The sequence below is a fragment of the Enterococcus sp. LJL98 genome (genome assembly GCF_054871745.1).
In genome coordinates, this window is sequence record NZ_JBTXLU010000005.1 from 93,620 (window position 1) to 115,888 (window position 22,269).

The window sequence follows — 22,269 nt, forward strand, 5'->3', positions numbered from 1 at the left end:
TTGGAAACGGTAGAGGAATGATTTCTCTATCGTTTTTTGTAGGCTTGAAAAAAGAGAGAGAACCTGGCGCTCTTCTGCGAAAAATCGCCAGAAAGTAATATTTTCGTCTGTTAATCCAAGCATCTTTCTCGTATTATTGTCCATGAGGCTTCATTCCTGATTCGTGTTTGTTTTGGTTGCCTACAATTTATCCGTTTGAGGTTTTTTTGAGGTGCGAACGTCGGTCATTTTTTCATGTTTGGAAAAAGAAAAAAATACCAGTCAGCTGTTTCGTTGTCTTGGAAATCTGTTATACTAAATAAGAAGGTGAAAAAAAGGAAGGGGTTTTTTATTTGATGCAACGTTTTTTTAGCTATTATCGCCCTTATAAGGGCTTGTTTTTACTTGATTTTTGTTGTGCCATCTTAGCAGGAGTACTGGAGTTAGCTTTTCCAATCGCGGTCAATCAAGTCATCGACCAAATTATGCCACAAAATAACTTTCGCTATGTGTTGCTTGCGAGTTTTGGTTTGTTAATCTTCTATCTGATTAATACATTACTACAGTATATTGTTGTGTATTATGGTCACGTTTTAGGAGTCAATATCGAAACGGACATGCGTAATGATTTGTTTAATCACTTGCAACATCAATCATTTGAATACTACGATAACCAAAAGACTGGGAAATTGATTAGTCGCCTAACAACGGATTTGTTTGAGATTTCAGAAGTGGCTCATCATGGACCCGAAGATGTCTTTATTACGGTGATGACTTTAGTCGGGGCTTTTCTCTTAATGTTACGAATGCATGTGCAACTCGCACTGGCTACGTTTGCGCTCATTCCTTTGATTATGTTTGCCTTAGTTTTCTTTAACAAGAAGATGACGCATGTAAACACCGAGATTTACGATAACTTAGGTGAGTTTAATTCAGGAGTGGAAGCGGCAGTCAGCGGCATTCGGGTGACCCAATCTTTTGCCAACGAGGCATTTGAAAAGAAACGGTTCTTTGATTTAAGTGAATTGTATCGCCGTTCAAAAATTGTCTTTTATAAAGTCATGGCTTTTAGTTCTTCCTATAACTATTTTATGATACGCTTAATTAACTTGTTCGCACTGATCTTTGGGTCCTACTACACGATTAAGGGCGAACTGACTTATGGGCAATTTGTCGGATTCATTTTGTTGTCGAATGTCTTCGTACGTCCCATTGAAAAGGTGAATACGATGATTGAAAGCTATCCAAAAGGAATCGCCGGGTTTAAACGTTTAACCGAAGAGTTAGACAAAAAACCAACGATTGTCGATGCACCAGATGCACAAGTGGTGGAGCAATTAAAAGGAAAAATTGTCTACGAGAATGTTTCCTTCTCCTATGAAGACCATACGAAAGTTTTGGATCGTATTTCCCTGAATATTGAACCGGGAGAAACAGTCGCTTTCGTTGGACAAAGTGGTTCAGGAAAGACGACGCTTTGTAACTTATTGCCCCGCTTTTATGAAGCAACAGGCGGCACCATTTCGATTGATGGGATCAATGTCAAAGCAATGACCTTAGCTTCCTTGCGTCATCAAATTGGCACGGTGCAACAAGATGTCTTCTTATTCCCGGGCACGATGCGTGAGAACATCGCTTACGGGAAATTAGATGCGACGGAAGAAGAAATCATTCATGCGATGCAACTTGCGCACTTATCGGGAGTGGTCGCTCAAATGGAAGAGGGGCTAGACACGATTGTCGGCGAACGCGGCGTCAAATTATCCGGTGGGCAAAAGCAACGGGTCGCGATTGCACGCATGTTCTTAAAAAATCCTCCCATCTTGATTTTGGATGAGGCGACTTCTGCGCTAGACACCGAAACCGAAACCGTCATTCAAGAGTCATTGAATTCACTCGCGCAAGGGCGGACGACCCTCATTATTGCGCATCGCTTAGCAACCATTAAGCATGCGACACGAATTATTGTGATGAGTGATCAGGGAATCTTAGAAGAAGGGACCCATGAGGAACTAATGGCACAACACGGTCCCTATCGCAATCTTTATGAGGCCCAATTCCACGAAGAGACTGCGGAATAAATGAGAAAAAATGATTCATAAAAGTTTAAAAAAGTCAAAAAATAAGGTGCAGTTTCTGCAATAAAGACAAAAAGGGTCTAGTATTTATCAAAAGACTGCTGTATAATAAATAGAATAATGAAACATTGCTAGGTTGCTGTTCTTTTGTTTTTTGAATAAGAAAAGGAGTGATGCACGTTGTTGACACTATATACTTCCCCAAGCTGTACGTCATGCCGCAAAGCCCGTGCTTGGTTACAGGAGCACGAAATTCCTTTTGTTGAGCGAAATATTTTTTCGGAACCGTTAAATATTTCGGAGTTAAAATCGATTTTACAAATGACCGAAGATGGAACGGAAGAAATCATTTCTACTCGTTCAAAAGTCTTCCAAAAGTTGAATATGGACTTGGATGATTTGCCTTTACAAGAGTTATTACAACTCGTCCAAGAAAATCCTGGCTTGTTACGTCGTCCAATTATGGTCGATGAAAAACGACTACAAGTTGGCTTCAATGAAGATGAAATTCGTCGCTTTTTACCAAGAGATGTTCGTCAATTAGAGTTGCGTCAGGCCCAGTTGATGTCCGGACTATAAACAATATTTTTGAGAAGGTGTGACGTTCTAGTCTCGCCTTCTTTTCAATTTATCAAAAAAAAGAAAGAATCCTCAAAGGGAAAAAGTCGAATAACTGTTTTTCCTTTACTTTTAAAATTCTTTCGTTACAATAAAATAGAATGACAAATAAAGTGAGGTGTAGCTAAAAAATGGAAATGGAACATATTAATGAAAATACGATTCGAGTATTGATTAGAAGCGAAGACTTAGCTGCTCGCGGCTTCACTTTTATTGATTTGCTCGGTAACCAACAAGAAATTGAGAACTTCTTTTACAGTATTTTAGAAGAAGTGGATGTCAATGGTGATTTTAAGAGCAGTGAAGCAGTCACTTTCCAAGTGCTACCAAATGGTGATGGCTTAGAATTATTTATTAGCAAAAATATTTCAGCAGAGGAAATCGATGCCTACAACCTGTTTTCAGAGCAGTTTTCAGAAGAAGGCTTGCTTTCATTTTTAGAACAAGATGAAACCGAAGAAGAAGCAGAAATGTTGGACCAAATGATCGAAGCGGTCGATCAAAAAGGCTCCAATAAGAAGGCGAAAAAGCAAGCGCTCGATCAAAAGGCAAAATCGAAAGCGAAAAAAGAAGAAATTCGTCGCGCCTATGTTTTTGAATTAATGAATTTTGAAGCAGGTGTTTATTTAGCTGGCGCAGTGACGCTTGACGACGTTGAAACCAACCTGGTTACGATGGACAATCACTACTACTTAAGCGTTCATTTTTCTCCGGAAGCTTCTGAGTTAGAGATTAAAAACAAGGTGGCACACTTAGCTGAATTCGCTCGTTTGAGTGAAGGAACGGCAGATGTTTTGCTAGAACACGGCCAAGTGCTCATGGCACAAGATGCAATTGGGACAATCAGACAATACTTTTTAACCGATTAGTCCTGACCGCAATCGTTTTTTTCTGCGATTGCCTTTCAAAATGCACAGCGTAAAAGAATCAAAGCAAGAAAAGGTCGAACTGTGGCAGTAGCTGCAGTTCTTTTTTTTTGTGCAATTTAACAAAGTTCGACCTTCTGCTTTGCGGACAGAAATACGACGAAAGGCTCCGTCAAAATCAGCTAAGATAAGGATGATTCGTCCGCGAAGACCTTTTAAGTGAGGGAGGGAGTTTGCAGTGAAGTTTTATTTTACACAAGAAAACACGATTAAAATCTTAATCGCCGTTTTATTAAGTTCGATGTATTACTCTTTTTTTAATGATGAAAATGGCAGTTTGATGTTGATTACATTGACGAATGCGATTTTTGGCATTCAATCAAAAACGGTCGATTCTTGGATTTACATTCGCTATCGCTTGTTGGGGACCATCATCGGTTGTTTATCGGGTACGCTTTTTTTATACTTGGTGATCAAATTTCCTTTTTTTAGCGAGTGGAAAATTTATTTTTTACCTTTCTTCGTTTATTTTATTGTCGTTTTTTCTGGAGGTGAAAAATCACCGATTACAGTGCGTGGTGCGGTGATGAGTTTTATTACAATGGCCTTGGTTGTTGCACCGAATAATGATAAGGCCTACGTCTTTCACCGAATTCTTGCGACTTTAGTCGGTCTCGTTTTTTCCATTGCAGTCAATTGGATTATTGCGCCGAAAAAGGAACACTTGCTACGCGATTTTAAAAGAAGCATGAAACATCGTCGATCAAAAAAATAACCCCCATTTGGCTTGCTGTCCGCTTTTTTAGGGCATCAAGCCTTTTTTTTGAAGAGACATGTGTGTAACGTCACAAGTATTTGTCGGATGAAAAGACATGAAGCGAAGTTTTCTGTCACAGAAACCTCGCTAAAATAAGTTTTGTAATCGGCGTACTGATGGAGATTCCTTTCGTTTCGTCGGGTTACAAAATCAGATGAATCGAGGAAGCCGACGATAAACAAAACAAAAAATTTGTTTCATGTTTATTCTGTGTCTCGAAGAAAAAATAGACACAGCAGTCAAATCATTGATTCACATAAAAAAATGTTAGGAGGGAAGTACAATGTTAGGCGTCATTCTTTTATATGTCGGCATGGTTTTAATTAACAACGGGATTGCCACCATTTACAACATGAAAGATAAGTCTGCGGCAGTAATGAACTTATTTACCGGAAGCTTAAGTCTCATTTTAAACATCGTAGCTATTTCGTATGGCGTGATTGCTTCAAAACCCGCATCCTTTTTCTACGCAAGTGCGACGGGTTTATTATTCGCCTTTACTTATCTATTTGTTGGAATTAATAATCTCTTTGGACTCGATCAGCGCTTATATGGTTGGTACAGCTTATTTGTAGCAATCAATGCGATTCCAGCAGGGATTCTATGTTTTTACGGTTATGGCGGCAATTCTTGGTACGGTATCATCTGGTTTGCATGGGGTATTTTGTGGTTAACCGGTTTTATCGAAAACGTGTTGAAAAAAGATCTTGGGAAATCAGTTGGCTATTTATCGGTCATCGAAGGTATCGTGACCGCTTGGATTCCCGGGTTTTTAATGCTACTAAATATGTGGCCAAAATGATAGGAGGAAGAACATGCAACTGACAAAAAGAGAACAAGAAAAAATGATGATTTCTTTAGCGGCGATGGTCGCTCAAGGAAGACGTGATCGCAAGATTCGTTTAAATCATCCAGAAAGTGTCGCGTTAATTACAAACTTGGTTTTAGAAGGAGCACGTGAAGGAAAAACGGTCGCTGAGTTAATGAAAGAAGGTCGCAGTCTTTTAACAAAAGAAGATGTGATGGAAGGTGTCGCAGAAATGATTACGATGATTCAAGTCGAAGCGACTTTTCCTGATGGGACGAAGTTAGTGACCGTTCACGATCCGATTCAATAAAACAAGTAGATGAAAGGGGCAAGAAAATGATTCCAGGAGAATTTAAATTAGGTGAAGGAAAGATTACCTGTAATGAAGGCTATGAATCAATTGATGTTCGTGTAAAAAATGTAGGTGACCGTGCCGTTCAAGTCGGTTCACAATTTCATTTCTTTGAAGCGAATGAAGAAGGTCTGAAATTTGATCGGGCAAAAGCTTATGGAAAGCGCTTAGACATCGCATCCGGTACCGCGATTCGTTTTGAACCAGGTGAAGAAAAAACAGTCAAATTGATTGACTTTGGTGGCAAACGTCGCGTCTTTGGTTTTAATAACCGTGTGGAAGGTTATTTAGATAAAGCATCAATGAAGGAGGGCAACTAATGAGTTTTGAAATCGAGCGTAAACCTTACGCACAAATGTTTGGTCCGACAGTCGGTGATAGTGTTCGTTTAGGCGATACCGATTTATTTGCGGCAATTGAAAAAGACTTAACGGTGAAAGGTCAAGAATGTAAGTTTGGTGGCGGGAAAGTCCTTCGTGACGGAATGGGTGTCAGCGCGACAGAAACGCGTGAAGCCAATGAAACGGTTGTGGATACGATTATTACCAATGCGACAATCATTGACTATACCGGTATCTATAAAGCCGATATTGGGTTGCGTGATGGAAAAATCTATGCGATTGGGAAAGGTGGAAACCCCGATAACATGGATAACGTGGACTTTGTCGTTGGTGCAAGTACCGAGGCCATTTCAGCGGAAGGCTTAATTGTAACCGCTGGGGGCTTAGATACACACGTGCATTTTATTTCCCCAGGATTAGCAGAAGCGGCATTAGATAATGGGATTACGACTTTAATTGGTGGGGGAACGGGGCCAGCTGATGGCACCAACTCTGCAACTGCAACACCAGGTGCTTGGAATATGGCGAGCATGCTAAAAGCAACGGAAGCACTTCCAGTGAACGTGGGTCTTTTTGCAAAAGGTGTCGGTGCGACAGAAGAAGTAATCACTGAACAAGTGAAAGCCGGTGCCATGGGAATTAAAGTCCATGAAGACTGGGGCGCAACGCAGTCAGGGATTGATTACTCTTTACGAGTGGCAGACAAATATGACGTTCAAGTGGCTGTGCATACCGACTCGTTAAATGAGGGTGGTTTTGTTGACCATACTTTAGATGCTTTTGGCGGAAGAACCGTCCATACCTTCCATACTGAAGGAGCAGGTGGTGGACACGCGCCAGATATTATGGTTGTTGCTGGACACGATAACGTGCTGCCATCTTCCACGAACCCAACCAATCCCTTTACCCTAAATGAGATTGATGAATTATTCGACATGGTAATGGTTTGTCACAACTTGGATCCAAAAGTTCCGGAAGACGTTTCTTTTGCGGAATCGCGTGTTCGAAAACAAACGATTGCAGCCGAAGACGTCTTACATGATATGGGGGCGTTAAGTATCATGACTTCCGATGCGATGGCAATGGGACGTGTCGGGGAAGTCGCGATGCGTTGCTGGCAACTAGCAAATAAAATGAAACATCAACGTGGTTTGTTGGAACAAGACACAGAATTTAGCGACAACAACCGAATTAAACGTTACGTTGCAAAATATACCATTAACCCAGCAATTACGAACGGGATTTCAGAGTACGTTGGCTCAATTGAAACAGGAAAATATGCCGATTTAGTTCTTTGGGAACCAAAAATGTTTGGTACAAAACCAAAAATGGTGCTTAAAAGTGGTGTCATTGCTTACGGTGTGATGGGGGATGCAAGTTCCAGCTTGCCAACGCCACAACCTCGTCTCATGCGGATGTTATATGGTGCCATTGGGAAAACAGGACGTTCATCAAGTATGACGTTTGTTTCCAACTATGCATACGAAGATGGGATTCAAGAAAAATTAGGTTTAGAAAAAAATGTGTTACCGGTGAAAAATACCCGTAACATTTCAAAACGCGACATGCATTTAAACAACTACTCACCGAAAAACTTAACGGTCGATCCGCATACTTATGATGTAGAAATTGATGGCGAGTTAATCACCTGTGAGATGGCCGATGAAGTGGCTTTAGCACAACGCTACTACTTCTACTAAAAAAGGAATTGAATGAAATCAGATAAGCGAAGGTTCGCTTATCTGGTTTTCATGAAGAAAGAGAGGATGAAAACGATTGATTTTTACGAAAATTATAGGAAATATTGCTGATGTTTCTTTAGGTGATGACCGTGAAATGGAAACCATCTGGTTACCAAGCGAAGATTTAACCAAACGAATTTTACGAGTGACCACCGATATGGATGTCGATCACGGCATTCAATTAAGTGATCCAAGAGAAGAATTAACGGATGGCGCCATTTTATTCATGGATGAAACGATGATTATTTTCATTAAGGTATTACCTGAAGAGCTGATTGTCATTCAGCCAAAAGACATAGATGAAATGGGAGTAATTGCACATTTACTGGGGAACAGCCATAAGCCCATTGATGTGAAAGAAGGGACAATTTTATTACAATACGATCCCGTGATTATTCAAATGCTTGAAAAGCAAAACATTGATTTTTCGATTGAAGAAAAAGTGTTATCTCAAGCATTAAGGCATGCGAATTTTGCGCACTAATCAAGGAGTTCATCCATTGGTTCAACAATTAGAGGTCTTTCAAATTTGCGATTCAACTTTTCCGATTGGTACGTTTAATCATTCTTACGGAATGGAAAATTACTTAGTGAATGACACCATCACGGATGCCAAAAGTTTTGAATCGTGGTTGCAAGTCTTTTTAAAAACCCAGTTTACTTATGGCGAAGGATTCATTATTCAGCTGGTGTTTCAAGCAATGGAAGAACAAAAATTCGACGACATTTGGCAATACGATCAAATATTATATGCGGCGACTTTAGCGCGGGAGACACGAGAAGCAGGTCTTTTGATTGCCCAACAAATGTTGACTTTGGTTTTAGACTTGTCTGACAGTCCTTTGTTGCGAACCTATCAACAAGCCATTCAAGAAAAAAAGGCGGTTGGAAACCCTGCGGTGGTTTTTGCTTTGTTTCTGTTTGAAAAGGGCATCTCGGCCCAAGAAAGCATTTATTACTATGGCTATAGCATTGTTTCAACGATGGTTCAAAATGCGGTGCGAACGGTCCCATTAGGACAAAAATCAGGGCAATTAATTGTCAAAGCGTCCTTTCCTGTTTTACAAGAAGTTATTGAAACAATTGCGACACTCGATGCCTCTTACTTAGGGGCGAGTGTTCCAGGAATTGAAATCGCTCAAATGAATCATGAAACACAGACGTTTCGTCTATTTATGTCCTAAGCGTGCTTCGAAAAAGAAGGGACGACTTTGGAGAGCAAAGAAAATAAATCGTTAAAATCTTGAGGAGGAAACAAAATGAAACCAGTAGTGATTGGTGTCGGTGGACCGGTTGGTTCAGGAAAAACCTTATTAATTGAACGTTTAACACGTAAAATGGATGGTAAATATAGCTTTGGCGTGATTACGAACGATATTTATACGTTAGAAGATGCCAAATTCATGGCAGCAAATTCAGTATTAGAAGAAGGGCGCATTATTGGCGTGGAAACGGGAGGTTGTCCGCATACCGCGATTCGGGAAGATGCATCGATGAATTTTTCTGCGATTGATCGCTTAAAAGCGAGCTATCCCGACTTAGATATTATCTTTTTAGAAAGTGGTGGCGATAACTTAGCAGCTACTTTTAGTCCCGACCTAGTTGATTTTTCCATTTATATTATTGACGTCGCTCAAGGAGAAAAAATTCCCAGAAAAGCAGGTCAAGGAATGATCAAGTGTGATTTATTTATCATTAACAAAATTGATTTAGCGCCGTATGTGGGTGCAGATTTAGCAATTATGAAGCAAGACACTTTGAATTTCCGAAAAGAAGACTCCTTTATTTTCACCAATTTAAAAACAGATGAAGGCATTCAAGCAGTGGAAGACTGGATTGAATCCTATTGCTTGCTGAAAGGATTGGATGCCTAAAATGAAGAAAAAATATGATGGTGAATACGAGTTGGTGATGAGCAATCGAAACGGTCGAACCGTAAGTGAAGTCGTTTATGGGACGGGGCAATCAAAAATATCTTCACGCATCGATTTAAATGAGGAAGAGATTCCCTGTCATTTTTTAATCTCGATGGGAGGCGGGTTTGTGGAAGGCGAACACTACCATGGTCGCATTCATATGAAAGAAAACACGCGTGGTATCGTGAGTAGTCAAGCCCCTACCTATATTTACAAGTGTGACAATCAGCGGTTAACAACCCAAGTAACTGAAATAATCTTAGAAGAAGCAGCCATTTTAGAATGTTTACTTGATGAAGTCATCCCTTATAAGAATGCCAAATTCTCCCAAGAAACATGGATTGATATGAAGTCGAGTGCCACGCTTTTTTATAGCGATGGTTTGACCTCTGGTTGGTCACCAGATGAATTGCCCTTTCAATATGACTCGGTACGTATGGATACAAAAGTCCGTATTGACGGTCAACTCATCTATCTCGATCAATTGTACTTAGAACCGAAAGCACTCGAAATGAAACAGTTAGGGGTTTTAGAAGGGTATTCGAACTTTGCGAGTTTACTCGTTCTCGATCAATCGATTGATCAAGCGTTTATTGAAGAGTTACGTGAAGTGATTGAAAATCAACATCCTACGGTGACCTTTGGAATTTCTCGCTTAGCAGTCAACGGCTTTGTCCTGCGCGTGCTGGGGAATACCAGTCCAGAACTGCAACAGGTCATTCACGATTGTGTTGATTTCTCACGTGGAAAAATTATGCAGGCACCAAAATTAGCATTAAGAAAAAACTTGGCATAAGTCAAAAAAGGAAAGTGGGGATTTTGATGGGTGTTGGTGTATGGAAACGAAAGATAAAACCGTTACGTATGCTCGTTTTTCTGGTTTTATCGTTAGGAATTTTAACGGCATGTGCGAAAGAAAAAACAGGTAAGACAGTGGAAAAAGAGGCTGGAGGAAAAGAAACCGTTGTGGTCGCTTTAAGTGCAACGAGTGAACCGAAAACGGGATTGAATCCCATTATGGGTTGGGGCTATGGTACGTCCCCTCTTATTCAAAGTACCTTGATTGAAATGACACCTGAGATGACGTTTGAAAATGATTTGGCTGAAAAAATGGAAAAAAGTCCAGATGGCAAGCGTTGGACTTTCGATTTACGAGAAGATGCGAAATTTACCAATGGCAAGCCGGTGACTGCCGAAGATGTGGCTTTTACTTTTATGGAACTCAAGGCGACACCTAGCGCAGCGAATTTATCGAAAGTGGAAAAAGTGTATGCGGCAACGGACAAGCAAGTGGTTTTTGAATTAAGCGAAAATCAATCGACCTTGATGAATACCATCTCAACCGTGGGCATTGTTCCTAAAGCAGATTACGCTACCGATTATGGAGAGCATCCCATCGGATCGGGTCCTTGGAAATTTGTCCAATGGGATAAAGGGGAGCAGATCATTCTGGAAGCGAATGAAGATTATTATGGGAAGGTACCGAGTATTAAACGTGTCACCTTTGTGTTCATGGATGAAAATGCTGCGTATGCCGCAGCTCAAGCAGGTGAAGTCGATGCTGCAGTGACTTCTGCCGTTTACGCCAATCAAGAACCAATTGCGGGAATGCGTCTGGAAGAAGTCAAAACGATGGACAACCGTGGGGTGACACTGCCAATGTCTGAAAACACGGGAAAATTGAGTCAATCAGACGCACCGGTTGGAAACGCGGTAACTTCGAACTTGGCGATTCGTCAGGCCTTAGCTTATGGGGTGAATCGCGAGCAGTTAGCCGAAGAAGCGATGCACGGCTATGCGGATCCAGCCTATTCAGAAAATGATGGCTTGCCTTGGAATAATCCGGAGGTCAAAATTGAAGAAGATCAAGCTTGGGCTAAGGAACTCCTAGAACAAGATGGTTGGAAGAAAAATGCCAAAGATGGGATTTTAGAAAAAGATGGGTTACGAGCGGCGTTTGACTTATTATACTTAGCCGAAGATTCGGACCGTCAAACGGTAGCGATGGCCTTTGCCAATCAAGCGAAAGAACTAGGCATTGAGGTCAAGGTGATTGGTAAAAGTTGGGAAGAAATCTCACAAGAAATGTTTACCCAAGCCGTGTTAATGGGCTGGGGCGATAGCAATCCTTATACAAGTTATTTATTATTCGACAGCGCCAACAAATTAAAAGATGATTACTACAATCCAGAAGGGTTTTCAAATCCAGTCGTGGATCAACTCTTTGAAGAAGCGCTAAAAGCGAATACCGAAGAAGCCGCTTATCAAGGATTTAAGGACGCGCAATGGAACGGCGAGACCGGCACCTCGATGCGTGGTGACGTGCCATGGGTCTGGTTAATTAATGCCCGTCATTTATACTTTGTCAAGGATGGTTTGAACATTGGAAAACAAGCCCTCCATCCACATGGCACTTCCTGGCCCTTTGTACAAAACATTAAAGATTGGAGCTGGTCGTCATGAAATGAAAGATTCTACGAGGACTCTCCTTAGTTTTTGGTACGAGTGTGGTGGCCTTTTTACTCATCAACTTGTCACCGATTGATCCAATCAAACGCTATATTTTAATGAATGGCGCGGTGACACCAGAACAACAAGCGCAATTAGTCGAGTATTGGGGCTTGAATTTGCCCCCTGTCACTCGCTATTTTGAGTGGTTGACTCAAGCCTTACAAGGGAATTTAGGAGAGTCATTTTTATATCGTCAACCAGTCAGTCAAGTCTTGCTGGAGCGTTTTATGAATACTTTTGGTTTGATGATGACGGCTTGGCTCTTCTCCTTATTATTAGGTTATGTTCTTGGGTGTCTGATGGGAGTGAAAGAAGGGAGCCTCTTGGATCGATGCTTAAAGAAAACATGTTTAATCTTAAGTTCTGTTCCGACTTTTTGGCTTGGAATGCTATTTTTAAGTGTTTTTGCGGTCAAGCTTCAGTGGTTACCGATTGGTTTTAGTCGGCCAATTGGTGCGACGACGGTTGAAGTCTCCTTTTTGGCACGCGTGAAACATTTAATTTTGCCGGCAATTACACTTAGTTTGACCTCTTTTTCCGGGTTGGCTCTGCAAGTTCGTCAAAAAATGATTCAGGTCTTACGGAGTGATTACGTTTTATTCTCCCGTGCGCGTGGTTACAATGATTGGGAAATATTGAAAAGACACGGGTTGAAAGGAACCATTATTCCAGCGGTGACCATTCAATTTATGTCATTTGCAGAATTGTTTGGGGGTTCGATTTTGGCGGAGACCGTCTTTTCATACCCCGGCTTGGGTTCAGCGATTACAGCTGCCGGCTTAAATGGAGATGTCTCTTTATTACTGGGAATTACCGTTTTTAGTACGATTTTTGTCTTTTTTGGGAATTTGATGGCCGATTATGTTGTTTTAAAAGTCGATCGACGAATAGGGGAGGGAGTCACCAGTGGCACTTGATAAGATAAAAATGGAAGAAGAAAAGGAATCATTGGTCGCATTCAATGGTGAAATTCGCTTGTTTTTTTTGAAAAGTCACACCATAAAACCTCGAACACGTAAAATATTGTCCACAGCGATTCTTTTTCTTTTTCTACTTGCAGTGATGATTGGTGGTTTTCTTTGTTCAGAAAAGGCGTTAGTCGTTGATTTTTCACGTCGAGGATTGAGTCCTTCTTTTTCGTATCCTTTTGGCACCGATTGGCTGGGACGGAATATGCTTTTTCGAACATTAGCTGGCTTATCCAAATCATTAAGCTTAGGGATGATAACGGCTTTACTTAGCGCCGTTTTGGCAACCATTATTGGCGTAATCTCAGCGATTAGTCCTAGTATAATCGATGAGTTCATCAAATGGCTGATCGACTTGATGATGGGGATTCCCCATCTCGTCTTATTGATTTTGATTTCTTTCGCACTAGGCGGCGGAGTCAAAGGGCTGATGATTGGTGTGATTGTCACTCATTGGATGAGTCTTTCACGTCTAGTACGCAGTGAAGTACTTCAATTAAAGGGACTTCATTACATTCAAGCTTCGCGTCAATTTGGAAAAAGCGCGAGCTGGATGATGTTCAATCATCTCGTGCCTCATCTACTCTCAGTATTTTTCGTGGGGTTAACCTTATTGTTACCTCATGTGATTTTGCATGAATCAGCGATTTCTTTTCTAGGATTTGGCTTACCACCCGAAGAACCTGCAATTGGAATTATTTTATCGGAAAGTATGAAGTACGTTAGTTCGGGGATGTGGTGGTTAGCTGTTTTTCCAGGCGCGCTATTAGTAGTCGTTGTTTTTAGCTTTGACCAGATTGGCCAAAACTTAAAAACCTTATTTCAGTCATTTGAATCTTAAGAAGAAAGGAAACCACGGATGAAATTAAATCCAATATTAAATGTTTGGCATTTTTCTGCGAGTTTTGAAATGTTTCAAAATAGTCGCCAGCCGATTGAAAAAGAAGTCATCAAAGACTTAACTTTAAATGTTTATCAAGGAGAAATTGTGGCAGTTGTCGGTCAAAGTGGTTCTGGTAAAAGTATTTTAGCCCATGGGATTTTTGGCGTTCTTCCTGCGAATGCCAAAGTGAAAGGCAAGCTTTTTTACGAAGACGTGCCATTAAATGAACAAAACCAAAAAGCGCTGCGCGGCGAAGAAATGGTTTTAATCCCACAATCAATTGATTACTTAGACCCTTTATTAACCGTGAAAAAACAAGTTTTGGGACTGCATGAACAGGCGGCTGCTTATCAAAAAATGCAGCGATTGTTTAAGCAATTGGGCTTGCCGCAAGCAGTAGAAGAATGCTATCCCCATCAATTATCTGGCGGGATGATTCGGCGCGTCCTCTTTGCTACCGCGCTTTTAGGCGAACCCCATTTGATTGTCGCCGATGAACCGACTCCTGGAATGGAATTGAGCCAGGCGACCGCCGCCTTACAAATTTTACGAGAAGAAGCCGATCGAGGAGCCGGGGTTTTATTAATTACACACGATCTTGATTTGGCCTTAGAAGTTGCCAATCGGGTTGTCATTTTTTATGAGGGAGAGACAATCGAGAGTATGTCTGTCGAACACTTTCTAGCAGGACCAGAAAATTTCAAACACGATTATAGTCAAGCGCTGTGGCGTGCCATGCCGCAACACGATTTTATCAATTGGCAACAAGAAGCTTAAATAGCGAAAAGGGAAGGTGAAAAAAATGAGTCTATGTGTAGAAAATTTGTCTTTTCGCTATGATCGAAAAGGGGAATGGCTCTTAAAGGATGTCTCATTTTCAATGAGTAAAAAAGAACGTTTAGGGGTCATGGCACCGAGTGGATACGGGAAAAGTACCTTGGCCAAAATTTTAGCGGGGATCCACGTTCCTGCTAGCGGACAAGTCTACCTTTCTGAAGAGTCGCAAGAAGAAAAAAAGAAAACGCGTTTTAATCCGATTCAGCTGATCTACCAACACCCTGAACAGGCGGTAAACCCGCGCTGGACAATCAAAAAAATCTTAGATGAAACCAAACAAGGTCATCCACAAATTTTAGCCTCGCTTGGCATTCAGGAAGAATGGTTAAATCGTTACCCGCATGAATTATCGGGTGGCCAGTTGCAGCGTTGTTGTATTGCGCGTGCGTTAGCAGCAGAAACCCAATTTTTAATTGCCGACGAGATTAGCACCATGCTTGATACGGTCACGCAAGCACAATTGTGGCAATATTTATTGTCAGAAGTGGAAGCAAGAGGCATTGGATTGCTTGTCATTTCTCATAACCAGCAATTATTAAAAAGAGTCTGTACAAGACAAGTCGATTTACGAACAATGAATCAAGTAGAAACGCTTAGCTAAAAGAGAGGCTGTGACGATGGTCGCATGCTCTCTTTTTTTTGAGGTGTTTTTTTTCTTAGGTTTTGTCAGCGTCCCTTGCTTTCTGACAAAAAAATGCGCCTAAGAGGGAAAAGCTTTGTTTGATTACTTGTTGTTTCTAGTTGTATGATGTTAGAATTTTTAAGTAAGAACAAACGTAAAATAGGAGATGATGAAAGCACTTCTTAATCATTATCCCCTTTTTTTATCTGAAAATGAAAGATTCTCACAAGTTTTTTGGTTAATCCTGTCGCCTTTTTGCTCTCTTGTTCAAAAAGAAGGATAGAGCACGCGCTTCAAAATGTCGGTGATTCCGTCAGTACCGAGCCGGCATTCGCAAAAACACTTGCTCTTCGGATGGGAAAAAATGCGGACAGTACAAGGAAAGGTTATGAGAATAGGGTTTGCTTTCTTTTTGTTTTGAAAAAGTAAAGGATTTTCCGACGAGCTTAGCGACTAGATAGAGCGAATGAGGAACAAGATAATTCTATATACTAAGCTCAGTTAAAGAAAAACAGATGTAAATCATTTCACAAAACCCTTTGTCAGATGATGGATGTTTGTCTAATAGGAGGAAATAGTATAATGGAAGTAATCAGTCGGAACAGGTGGCAAAATCTTATTATCGGAGCGCTTTTCATATGGGTGGCAGTCCTCGCCTTTCAAAATCCAACAGCCGATTTGCTAGGAATTGTTCTTTATTTATCGCTGGCTGCAATTGTGAAAGGCGTCTTAGAAATGGTAGCTTGGCAAAAGAATCAAAAATGGGCGGTCTTTATCGGGATCATTGATTTCGTCATTGGCATCTTTTTTTTATTCCATTTGACGATGGGGATGACGCTTAGTCCCTATTTGTTTGCCGTCTGGTTTATTTGCGACTCACTTTATCGCTTTGTCGCAATCGGGAAGATCGCTGCTCGCAAGAAAGCCTTTATGCAAATATTAAATCTTATCGGTCTGATTTTAGGTATCTTTTTATTGATTCATCCGATTGTATCGGCCTTTACCTTAGCCTATTTAATCGCTTTGAATTTATTGCTTATCGGTGTGTTCTATTTGTTTAGTGGCGTTAGTGAATTTTTTTAGCGAGTCGTTCAAGTTAGCGAAACCATTTTGGTCGCTAATGGTTAATGTTGGTGCATATTTTAATGTTCAGAAAGGTAAGGAAGTGAAGAAATGGAGTATATCCTATCAAGTTTAATTGAAAACCGAAATCAAATTTTACTCAGCGTTTTGGAGGTCATTGCCAAAGAACAACGTTGGTATAGTATTACTGAAATTAGTGAAGAACTCGGCGTTGTCGAACGGAGTGTGCAACGTTACGTCAATATCTTGGATGATTTTTTTGAAGAATACGAGATGACTTGTGGACCGAGATTTACCCTGTTATCCAAACGTACCAAAGGGGTTTATTTAATTATTGATGACAATACGAATTTTAATCAGTTGAAAAAATTCATTTATCAAAATGATGAATGTATCAAAATCTACAATGAAATTATTTTTGGTCATTTTGAATCAAAAAGCAAATATGCACAGGAGAATTTTTTGAGTATCAGTTACGTAAGTGCCTCGATTAAAAAAATCGAAGAGGTGCTCAGCGAGTTTTATATTCGGCTTTCACCGAGCGGCTTCCAATTAGAAGGGGAAGAAGCACAAATTCGTTTGATATTATATACGAGCGCTTGGAGCTTGTATGGTGGTTCGGAACTACCAGCAGTCTTTCAACCTTTTGACATTGAAAAATTGAATGAGAAAATCGATCATCTAATCGACTCGCTCGGTCTATCTGTCACCAAAATTCAAAAACGAGAAATGACCTTGATGTTATTAATTACCATTTTACGTTATCGTCAAAATAAGATCATTCAGATGGATGACGCTTGGGCCAATTATTTTTCTAATGATTTGAACAATCCTTTAGTCATTTTAATTAAAGAAATCTTTGAAAGCTATTATATTTTTTCACAACCAGAAGTGGTCTTCTTTGCAGTGAGTTTAATGACGCGGCCTTATTTGTATCAACAAGACACCTACCGTAAACGGCTAATTGCCAGACACCAAGCGAAACAAACAGATGTGTATACGGCCACGGTTTTATTTATGTCGGAGTTTTCAAAAGAACTGATGCCGATTCCGGATAAGGATTATGATGAGATTTTCTTAGCTGTTTTTCGCAATCATTTATATTGTAAGACGTACAAAAATGCCCCTTTTGATTATAATGCACATGACTATTTTAATTTTATTGAAGAAAATTACCCTCGTCTATTTGAAAAATTAAGTGAATTTGTTGACAATCTTTATGAAAAAAGCCAAAACGTTATTTTCTTGAAACGTGTTTTTTTAATTCAACATTACTTATTAATCTTTAGTCACCTGAAACCCATTAGTTATTTTGAGAAGAGTATGACAATCCAAATTGAAACAGATTTACCAGATCTGGCGGTACGAAGAATTGAGGATTACTTGACCTCTTACTTTAAGTATCGTTACAACTTAAAGTTCTTAAAAGGTGTTTCCCTGCAACAAGCAGACCTTGTATTATCAAGTATTCCATTTTTTGAAGAAGATGAGATCAACCATTTATTTATCGATTATCCCTTGAACCAACGCAATCTATTAGACATTGAGAAACACGTCGCATCCCATGTCACTTCTCGACGCGACAACTTCTTTCTTTGATTGCCATTTTAAAAAGATAAAAGAGTGAGGACAGGACTGACTGGACAGCCCGGCCCTCACTCTTTTTTTTGTGTTCTTTTGACGAAGGTGGGAATGGCCGGAAAAATCCCCCTCTTTCCTGCCAAATGTCGGAAAAGCGGACAATGAAAATCGTTGAACAAGCACTTGGTGGAAGGATTCATAAGAAAGCATGAGAGGAAGTGCACAAAATCAAGCGGAATCGTTGTTTAGGCTTTCGAATTGCTTCGTTTCATTCGCCAAATATCGTTCGTTGAAGCTTTCTTTTCAGGGCTATAATCAAACACATCAATAAGCAAATACCATTTGTTTATGAAGAAAGGAGGTAAATGATTTGACTGTAACAAGCAAGAACCAAAAGTTAACCAAATTCAGCTTTTTTGCAATGACTGCTTCACTCTTTATTACGGTATATGAGTATCCAACGTTTGCATCTTCTGGCAAGACCTTGATTTTCTTTTTAGTATTGAGTGGGATTTTTTGGTTTTTACCAGTCGCCTTGAGTTCAGCAGAATTAGCAACAGTGGAAGGTTATCAGGAGGGAGGGATCTTTAGTTGGGTTGGGAAACCACTCGGTGAAAAATTTGGCTTTGCCGCGATTTTTTTTCAATGGTTTCAAATCACGGTTGGCTTTGTGACGATGATTTATTTTATTATCGGGACCTTGTCGGATGTTTTGGGAATTCCTGCACTAAATAATAATACAATGATTAAGTTTGCAACGGTTGTTATTCTTTTTTGGCTCTTAACATTCTTACAATTTAAAGGAACGAGCGTCACGGCAAAACTAGCCAAATACGGCTTTTCGATTGGGATTGTTTTGCCCGTGTTAATGATGTTTGTGTTAGCGATTCGTTTTTTTGTAGCGGGTCATGCGGTGTCGAACAACTTTACGAAAAGTCCGTGGTTGCCAGATAAAAGCAATATTTCAGCGCTGGTTTCTTTCTTACTCGCCTACATGGGGGTCGAAGCGTCCGCGCCACATATTTCGGATCTTGATCATCCGAAGAAGAATTACCCGATGATTATGTTCATTTTAGTCGTCGTAGGCATTGTGTTAAGTACAATTGGTGGCAGCGTCGTGTCCATGGTTGTTCATGGGAAAATCTCATCGAACGAAGGAGTCGTGGATGCCTTTCAAGCATTGATTTCACCGGGACAAAATTCTTGGTTGGTCATTGTTTTAGGTTTCCTTGTTTCTTTTGGCGTCATCGCTCAAGTCAGTTCATGGATTGTTAGTCCAACAGAAGGTCTCTTATTTGTCGCCAAAAAAGGGCTACTTCCAAAAAGATATCAAAAAGTGAACCAAGCCAGTATTCCGGTCCCTCTACTCATCCTTCAAGGGGTGATTGTGACCATTTGGGCAGCGGTTCTAACCTTTGGATCAGGGAGCGCTGGAGGAAACATTTCCTTCCAAACGGCCATTTCCTTAACAGTACTTATTTATTTGAGTGCCTATGTGTTATTTTTTGTTGCCTATTTTGTGGTGGTCTATCGGAAAAAAGACTTAAAACGTGATTATCAAATACCGGGTGGGACATTTGGTAAAACGATTTTTGCAGCCTGCGGTCTAATAATGTCACTCGCGGCAATTGTCACGGCTTTTATGGTGCCAAATTCCATGTCAAAATCAGAAGGAAAAACCTATCTTTTGACTTTAACCGTAAGCTTTATTGTCACGTTGATTCTCCCGTTTTTATTTTATCAATTTTATAGTAAGAAGCATCGAATGGAAAGGAACGACAAAACATGAAAATGACGAAGCAAGAGTGGGTGAACCTCTTTAAGAACAAAATACTACTAATCTCTGTCATTGCCATTTCCTTTATTCCAATCTTGTATTCCTCGATTTTTGATAAATCGGTTTGGGATCCTTATGGTCGAGCGAAAGATTTACCCGTTGCGGTGGTCAACGAAGACCAATCGATTGAATTAATGGGGAAGAAAATGGCAATTGGCGATCAAGTCGTTAGTAATTTAAAGAAAAATCATCAGTTGGATTGGCACTTTGTGAGTAAAAAAGAAGCAGAAAAAGGGATGAAAGATCTCAAATACTACATGATTGTCAATATTACCAAAGATTTTTCAAAAAATGCAGCGAGCGTGATTACAAGCAATCCCCAAAAAATGGAACTCAATTACATCACCAATGATTCATTAAACTATATCGCTCAAGAAATCTCGACGGTCGGTGTGACGGCGCTCGAAGCACAAGTTCGAGAACAAGTGGTTGCTTCTTATGCAGAGGCGGTTGTCATGGTTGGTGAAACATTGCTATCTGGCATGGGGCAAGCAGCAGATGGCGCAGATGAACTGGCAACCGGTGGTGAGCAGCTGCAAAAAGGGCTCAAAGAATATACGCAAGGAGTCAGTCAAGCCAATGATGGCTCCGATCAGTTGGCTGACGGTACCAATCAATTAAAAGATCAATTGCCGACCTTGAGTTCCGGAGTGGATCAATTAGATTCAGGAGCGAATACCTTAAGTGGCGCCTTGAATCAAATCGAACAAGGGGTACGGCCACTTCAAAATAACTTGGGAAGTATTACGGCAGATATCGACCAGCTAGCCACTGGGAGTGCGGAGTTGGCAAAAGCTTTAGAAACATTTGAGAGCAATTTAGACGCCGGTCAAAAAAATGCACTGGATCAAGAACTGAAAAAAATTCGCACCGAAATTGATCGGATTGTTGGCAATAAAGAAACACTCTTGTCGATTTCAGCCATGGGTTCAGGCGTTGCCAATCAAGCGAATGCCGTTCGAAACGCCTTGAGTGGTGTGGGAGCGAATCTTTCAAGAATCGATCATGATATGAATGCTTTTGTGGCCAATTTACTCGCAGCAACGACGTTAACGCCAGATGAACAAGCATCAATCGTCGGCCAAATCGTTGGGAAAACAGAAGCGATTTTAGATGCCCAAGTGCAATCGGCTCAGGCAGAAGTCAATGCGGCGCTTGCCGCTTTAGAAGGCGAAGTAGGTGCACTCGAAGGTCAAGCGAATCAGTTGGCAAACTCTGCCAACGAAGTGAGTGCGGTCGCTTCAGCTATGGCTGATTCAGCGAGTCAATTAGATCGTGCCGTTCAGACGCTTGAATCAGGGATTGCGAACTTGGCAAGCTTGACGAATCAAGCACCTGATTCCGGTCAAGCGAGAAACTTGGTGAGTCGTTTAAATCAAGTCAGCGGTGACTTAACGAAATTAGCCAATACGGTACCTACTGCTTTAGGTGGAATCGATCAGTTAGCTTCAGGTGGTTCACAACTTTCTGCCGGTTTGGATCAATTGAAAGGTCAAATTCCAAACTTAGCTTCAGGTGTGGATCAATTAAATAGTGGCGCCGATCAGTTAAGAAGTGGCTTGCACACCTTATCAGATAATTCTCCCGCCTTATTAAGCGGTGTCGGCCAATTAGAAGGTGGCGCATCAGAACTGGCTCAGGCTTTAACGGCTGGAATTACCGAAGGCGACTCCCTCAAAATTACGAAGAAAAACATCAATCAATTTGCGGCACCAACGAAATTAACCTTAACCGAGTATAGTAAAGTCAAAAACTACGGGGTGGCCTTGGCACCGTACATCATGTCATTGGCGCTCTTTGTCGGATGTATGCTCTTTAACTTCGTCTATCCGATTCGTCGCGTTTCGATGACGGGGCAAAGTAGTCGTGATTGGTGGATGAGTAAAGCAGTTTTAGGCTTTACGGTTTCCAGTGTCATGGGTCTGATTCAAGCAACGATTATGCTTTTAATCGGGTTACCAGTTGACAATGTGGGGCAGTTTTATTTAACCGCACTCATGGCTGCCTGGTGTTACATGGCCATCACGATGTTCTTGGCGATGACCTTTGATAATCCAGGACGCTTCGTCGCGATGATCTTACTCGTACTCCAACTTGGAGGAGCAGGCGGAACGTTCCCCGTTCAATTGCAAAGTAATTTCTTTAAAGTCATTCACCCATACTTACCGATGTCATACTCGGTTTATGCTTTTCGAGAAGCGATTTCCGGTGGAATGGGGCTGCCCTTGTTTACGAAAAGTATTCTAATTCTCTTTGTGCTCTTTGTACTATTTATCGCGCTCTTACGTGTGTCAATGGGCTATTTACAAAAGCATCATTTAGAAAACGAATCGGTCTTAAACGACAATCAAAAGCTTCAAGCATTGGAAAAATAATCATGTTATCGCTCTTTCCTAGGAGAAATCTTAGGAAAGAGTCAATATAAAAAGC

21 protein-coding genes are annotated in these 22,269 nt (G+C 40.8%); all 21 read left to right on the forward strand.

Going from position 1 to position 22,269, the window contains the following annotated elements:
- Positions 1-332 precede the first annotated feature (332 nt).
- The 21 genes from ACYSNO_RS05765 to ACYSNO_RS05865 all read left to right on the forward strand — a co-directional run bounded on the left by ACYSNO_RS05765 (position 333) and on the right by ACYSNO_RS05865 (position 22,214).
- Complete coding sequence (locus tag ACYSNO_RS05765; protein ID WP_461730125.1) at positions 333-2,060, forward strand: ABC transporter ATP-binding protein; 1,728 nt, start codon at positions 333-335, stop codon at positions 2,058-2,060.
- Positions 2,061-2,237: 177 nt separating this feature from the next.
- Positions 2,238-2,636, forward strand: coding sequence for a transcriptional regulator SpxA (spxA, locus tag ACYSNO_RS05770; protein WP_461730126.1), 399 nt, complete (start codon positions 2,238-2,240; stop codon positions 2,634-2,636).
- Positions 2,637-2,806: 170 nt separating this feature from the next.
- A complete protein-coding gene (locus tag ACYSNO_RS05775) occupies positions 2,807-3,544 on the forward strand; it encodes an adaptor protein MecA (protein WP_461730127.1) in 738 nt (245 codons plus the stop codon).
- Between the two features lie 235 nt (positions 3,545-3,779).
- Entirely contained in the window at positions 3,780-4,316 is a 537-nt protein-coding gene (locus tag ACYSNO_RS05780) for an FUSC family protein (RefSeq protein WP_461730128.1), read from the forward strand.
- A 325-nt stretch (positions 4,317-4,641) separates the two neighbouring features.
- The gene (locus tag ACYSNO_RS05785; protein ID WP_461730129.1) at positions 4,642-5,160 is read left to right on the forward strand and encodes an AmiS/UreI family transporter; all 519 of its coding nucleotides are present in this window, start codon (positions 4,642-4,644) and stop codon (positions 5,158-5,160) included.
- A gap of 13 nt (positions 5,161-5,173) precedes the next feature.
- Positions 5,174-5,476, forward strand: coding sequence for an urease subunit gamma (locus ACYSNO_RS05790; protein ID WP_461730130.1), 303 nt, complete (start codon positions 5,174-5,176; stop codon positions 5,474-5,476).
- Positions 5,477-5,502: 26 nt separating this feature from the next.
- Complete coding sequence (gene ureB, locus ACYSNO_RS05795) at positions 5,503-5,838, forward strand: urease subunit beta (RefSeq protein ID WP_461730131.1); 336 nt, start codon at positions 5,503-5,505, stop codon at positions 5,836-5,838.
- Positions 5,838-7,559, forward strand: a complete 1,722-nt coding sequence (gene ureC / locus ACYSNO_RS05800; protein ID WP_461730132.1) for an urease subunit alpha — start codon at positions 5,838-5,840, stop codon at positions 7,557-7,559. Before ureB ends, ureC begins: the two co-directional genes overlap by 1 nt.
- Positions 7,560-7,635: 76 nt before the next feature.
- Positions 7,636-8,085, forward strand: a complete 450-nt coding sequence (locus ACYSNO_RS05805; protein WP_461730133.1) for an urease accessory protein UreE — start codon at positions 7,636-7,638, stop codon at positions 8,083-8,085.
- A gap of 16 nt (positions 8,086-8,101) precedes the next feature.
- Positions 8,102-8,785, forward strand: coding sequence for an urease accessory protein UreF (locus ACYSNO_RS05810; protein WP_461730134.1), 684 nt, complete (start codon positions 8,102-8,104; stop codon positions 8,783-8,785).
- A gap of 75 nt (positions 8,786-8,860) precedes the next feature.
- Positions 8,861-9,475 (forward strand): urease accessory protein UreG, encoded by a 615-nt coding sequence (gene ureG / locus ACYSNO_RS05815; protein WP_461730135.1) that lies wholly within the window; start codon positions 8,861-8,863, stop codon positions 9,473-9,475.
- 1 nt (position 9,476) lies between these two features.
- Positions 9,477-10,313 (forward strand): urease accessory protein UreD, encoded by an 837-nt coding sequence (locus ACYSNO_RS05820; protein WP_461730136.1) that lies wholly within the window; start codon positions 9,477-9,479, stop codon positions 10,311-10,313.
- A gap of 26 nt (positions 10,314-10,339) precedes the next feature.
- Positions 10,340-11,980 (forward strand): ABC transporter substrate-binding protein, encoded by a 1,641-nt coding sequence (locus tag ACYSNO_RS05825; RefSeq protein ID WP_461730137.1) that lies wholly within the window; start codon positions 10,340-10,342, stop codon positions 11,978-11,980.
- A 47-nt stretch (positions 11,981-12,027) separates the two neighbouring features.
- A complete protein-coding gene (locus ACYSNO_RS05830; protein WP_461730138.1) occupies positions 12,028-12,945 on the forward strand; it encodes an ABC transporter permease in 918 nt (305 codons plus the stop codon).
- Positions 12,935-13,837, forward strand: coding sequence for an ABC transporter permease (locus ACYSNO_RS05835; RefSeq protein ID WP_461730139.1), 903 nt, complete (start codon positions 12,935-12,937; stop codon positions 13,835-13,837). The genes ACYSNO_RS05830 and ACYSNO_RS05835 overlap by 11 nt, the downstream gene beginning before the upstream one ends.
- Positions 13,838-13,855: 18 nt before the next feature.
- Entirely contained in the window at positions 13,856-14,656 is an 801-nt protein-coding gene (locus ACYSNO_RS05840; RefSeq protein WP_461730140.1) for an ATP-binding cassette domain-containing protein, read from the forward strand.
- Between the two features lie 25 nt (positions 14,657-14,681).
- Positions 14,682-15,317 carry an ABC transporter ATP-binding protein gene (locus ACYSNO_RS05845; RefSeq protein WP_461730141.1) on the forward strand — a complete coding sequence of 212 codons (636 nt, stop codon included), beginning with the start codon at positions 14,682-14,684 and terminating at the stop codon, positions 15,315-15,317.
- Positions 15,318-15,920: 603 nt separating this feature from the next.
- Complete coding sequence (locus ACYSNO_RS05850; protein ID WP_461730142.1) at positions 15,921-16,421, forward strand: HdeD family acid-resistance protein; 501 nt, start codon at positions 15,921-15,923, stop codon at positions 16,419-16,421.
- Positions 16,422-16,511: 90 nt separating this feature from the next.
- A complete protein-coding gene (locus ACYSNO_RS05855) occupies positions 16,512-18,020 on the forward strand; it encodes a helix-turn-helix domain-containing protein (RefSeq protein ID WP_461730143.1) in 1,509 nt (502 codons plus the stop codon).
- Positions 18,021-18,372: 352 nt separating this feature from the next.
- Positions 18,373-19,791: an amino acid permease gene (locus ACYSNO_RS05860; protein WP_461730144.1), complete on the forward strand. Its 1,419-nt coding sequence runs from the start codon at positions 18,373-18,375 to the stop codon at positions 19,789-19,791.
- The gene (locus tag ACYSNO_RS05865) at positions 19,788-22,214 is read left to right on the forward strand and encodes a YhgE/Pip family protein (protein ID WP_461730145.1); all 2,427 of its coding nucleotides are present in this window, start codon (positions 19,788-19,790) and stop codon (positions 22,212-22,214) included. Before ACYSNO_RS05860 ends, ACYSNO_RS05865 begins: the two co-directional genes overlap by 4 nt.
- Positions 22,215-22,269 lie beyond the last annotated feature (55 nt).

Coding starts and splice junctions, on each gene's coding strand:
- ACYSNO_RS05775 (WP_461730127.1), top strand. CDS start 2,807: ATGGAAATGGAACATATTAATGAAAATACGATTCGAGTATTGATTAGA.
- ACYSNO_RS05785 (WP_461730129.1), top strand. CDS start 4,642: ATGTTAGGCGTCATTCTTTTATATGTCGGCATGGTTTTAATTAACAAC.
- ACYSNO_RS05790 (WP_461730130.1), top strand. CDS start 5,174: ATGCAACTGACAAAAAGAGAACAAGAAAAAATGATGATTTCTTTAGCG.
- ureB (WP_461730131.1), top strand. CDS start 5,503: ATGATTCCAGGAGAATTTAAATTAGGTGAAGGAAAGATTACCTGTAAT.
- ureC (WP_461730132.1), top strand. CDS start 5,838: ATGAGTTTTGAAATCGAGCGTAAACCTTACGCACAAATGTTTGGTCCG.
- ureG (WP_461730135.1), top strand. CDS start 8,861: ATGAAACCAGTAGTGATTGGTGTCGGTGGACCGGTTGGTTCAGGAAAA.
- ACYSNO_RS05820 (WP_461730136.1), top strand. CDS start 9,477: ATGAAGAAAAAATATGATGGTGAATACGAGTTGGTGATGAGCAATCGA.
- ACYSNO_RS05825 (WP_461730137.1), top strand. CDS start 10,340: ATGGGTGTTGGTGTATGGAAACGAAAGATAAAACCGTTACGTATGCTC.
- ACYSNO_RS05840 (WP_461730140.1), top strand. CDS start 13,856: ATGAAATTAAATCCAATATTAAATGTTTGGCATTTTTCTGCGAGTTTT.
- ACYSNO_RS05845 (WP_461730141.1), top strand. CDS start 14,682: ATGAGTCTATGTGTAGAAAATTTGTCTTTTCGCTATGATCGAAAAGGG.
- ACYSNO_RS05850 (WP_461730142.1), top strand. CDS start 15,921: ATGGAAGTAATCAGTCGGAACAGGTGGCAAAATCTTATTATCGGAGCG.
- ACYSNO_RS05855 (WP_461730143.1), top strand. CDS start 16,512: ATGGAGTATATCCTATCAAGTTTAATTGAAAACCGAAATCAAATTTTA.
- ACYSNO_RS05865 (WP_461730145.1), top strand. CDS start 19,788: ATGAAAATGACGAAGCAAGAGTGGGTGAACCTCTTTAAGAACAAAATA.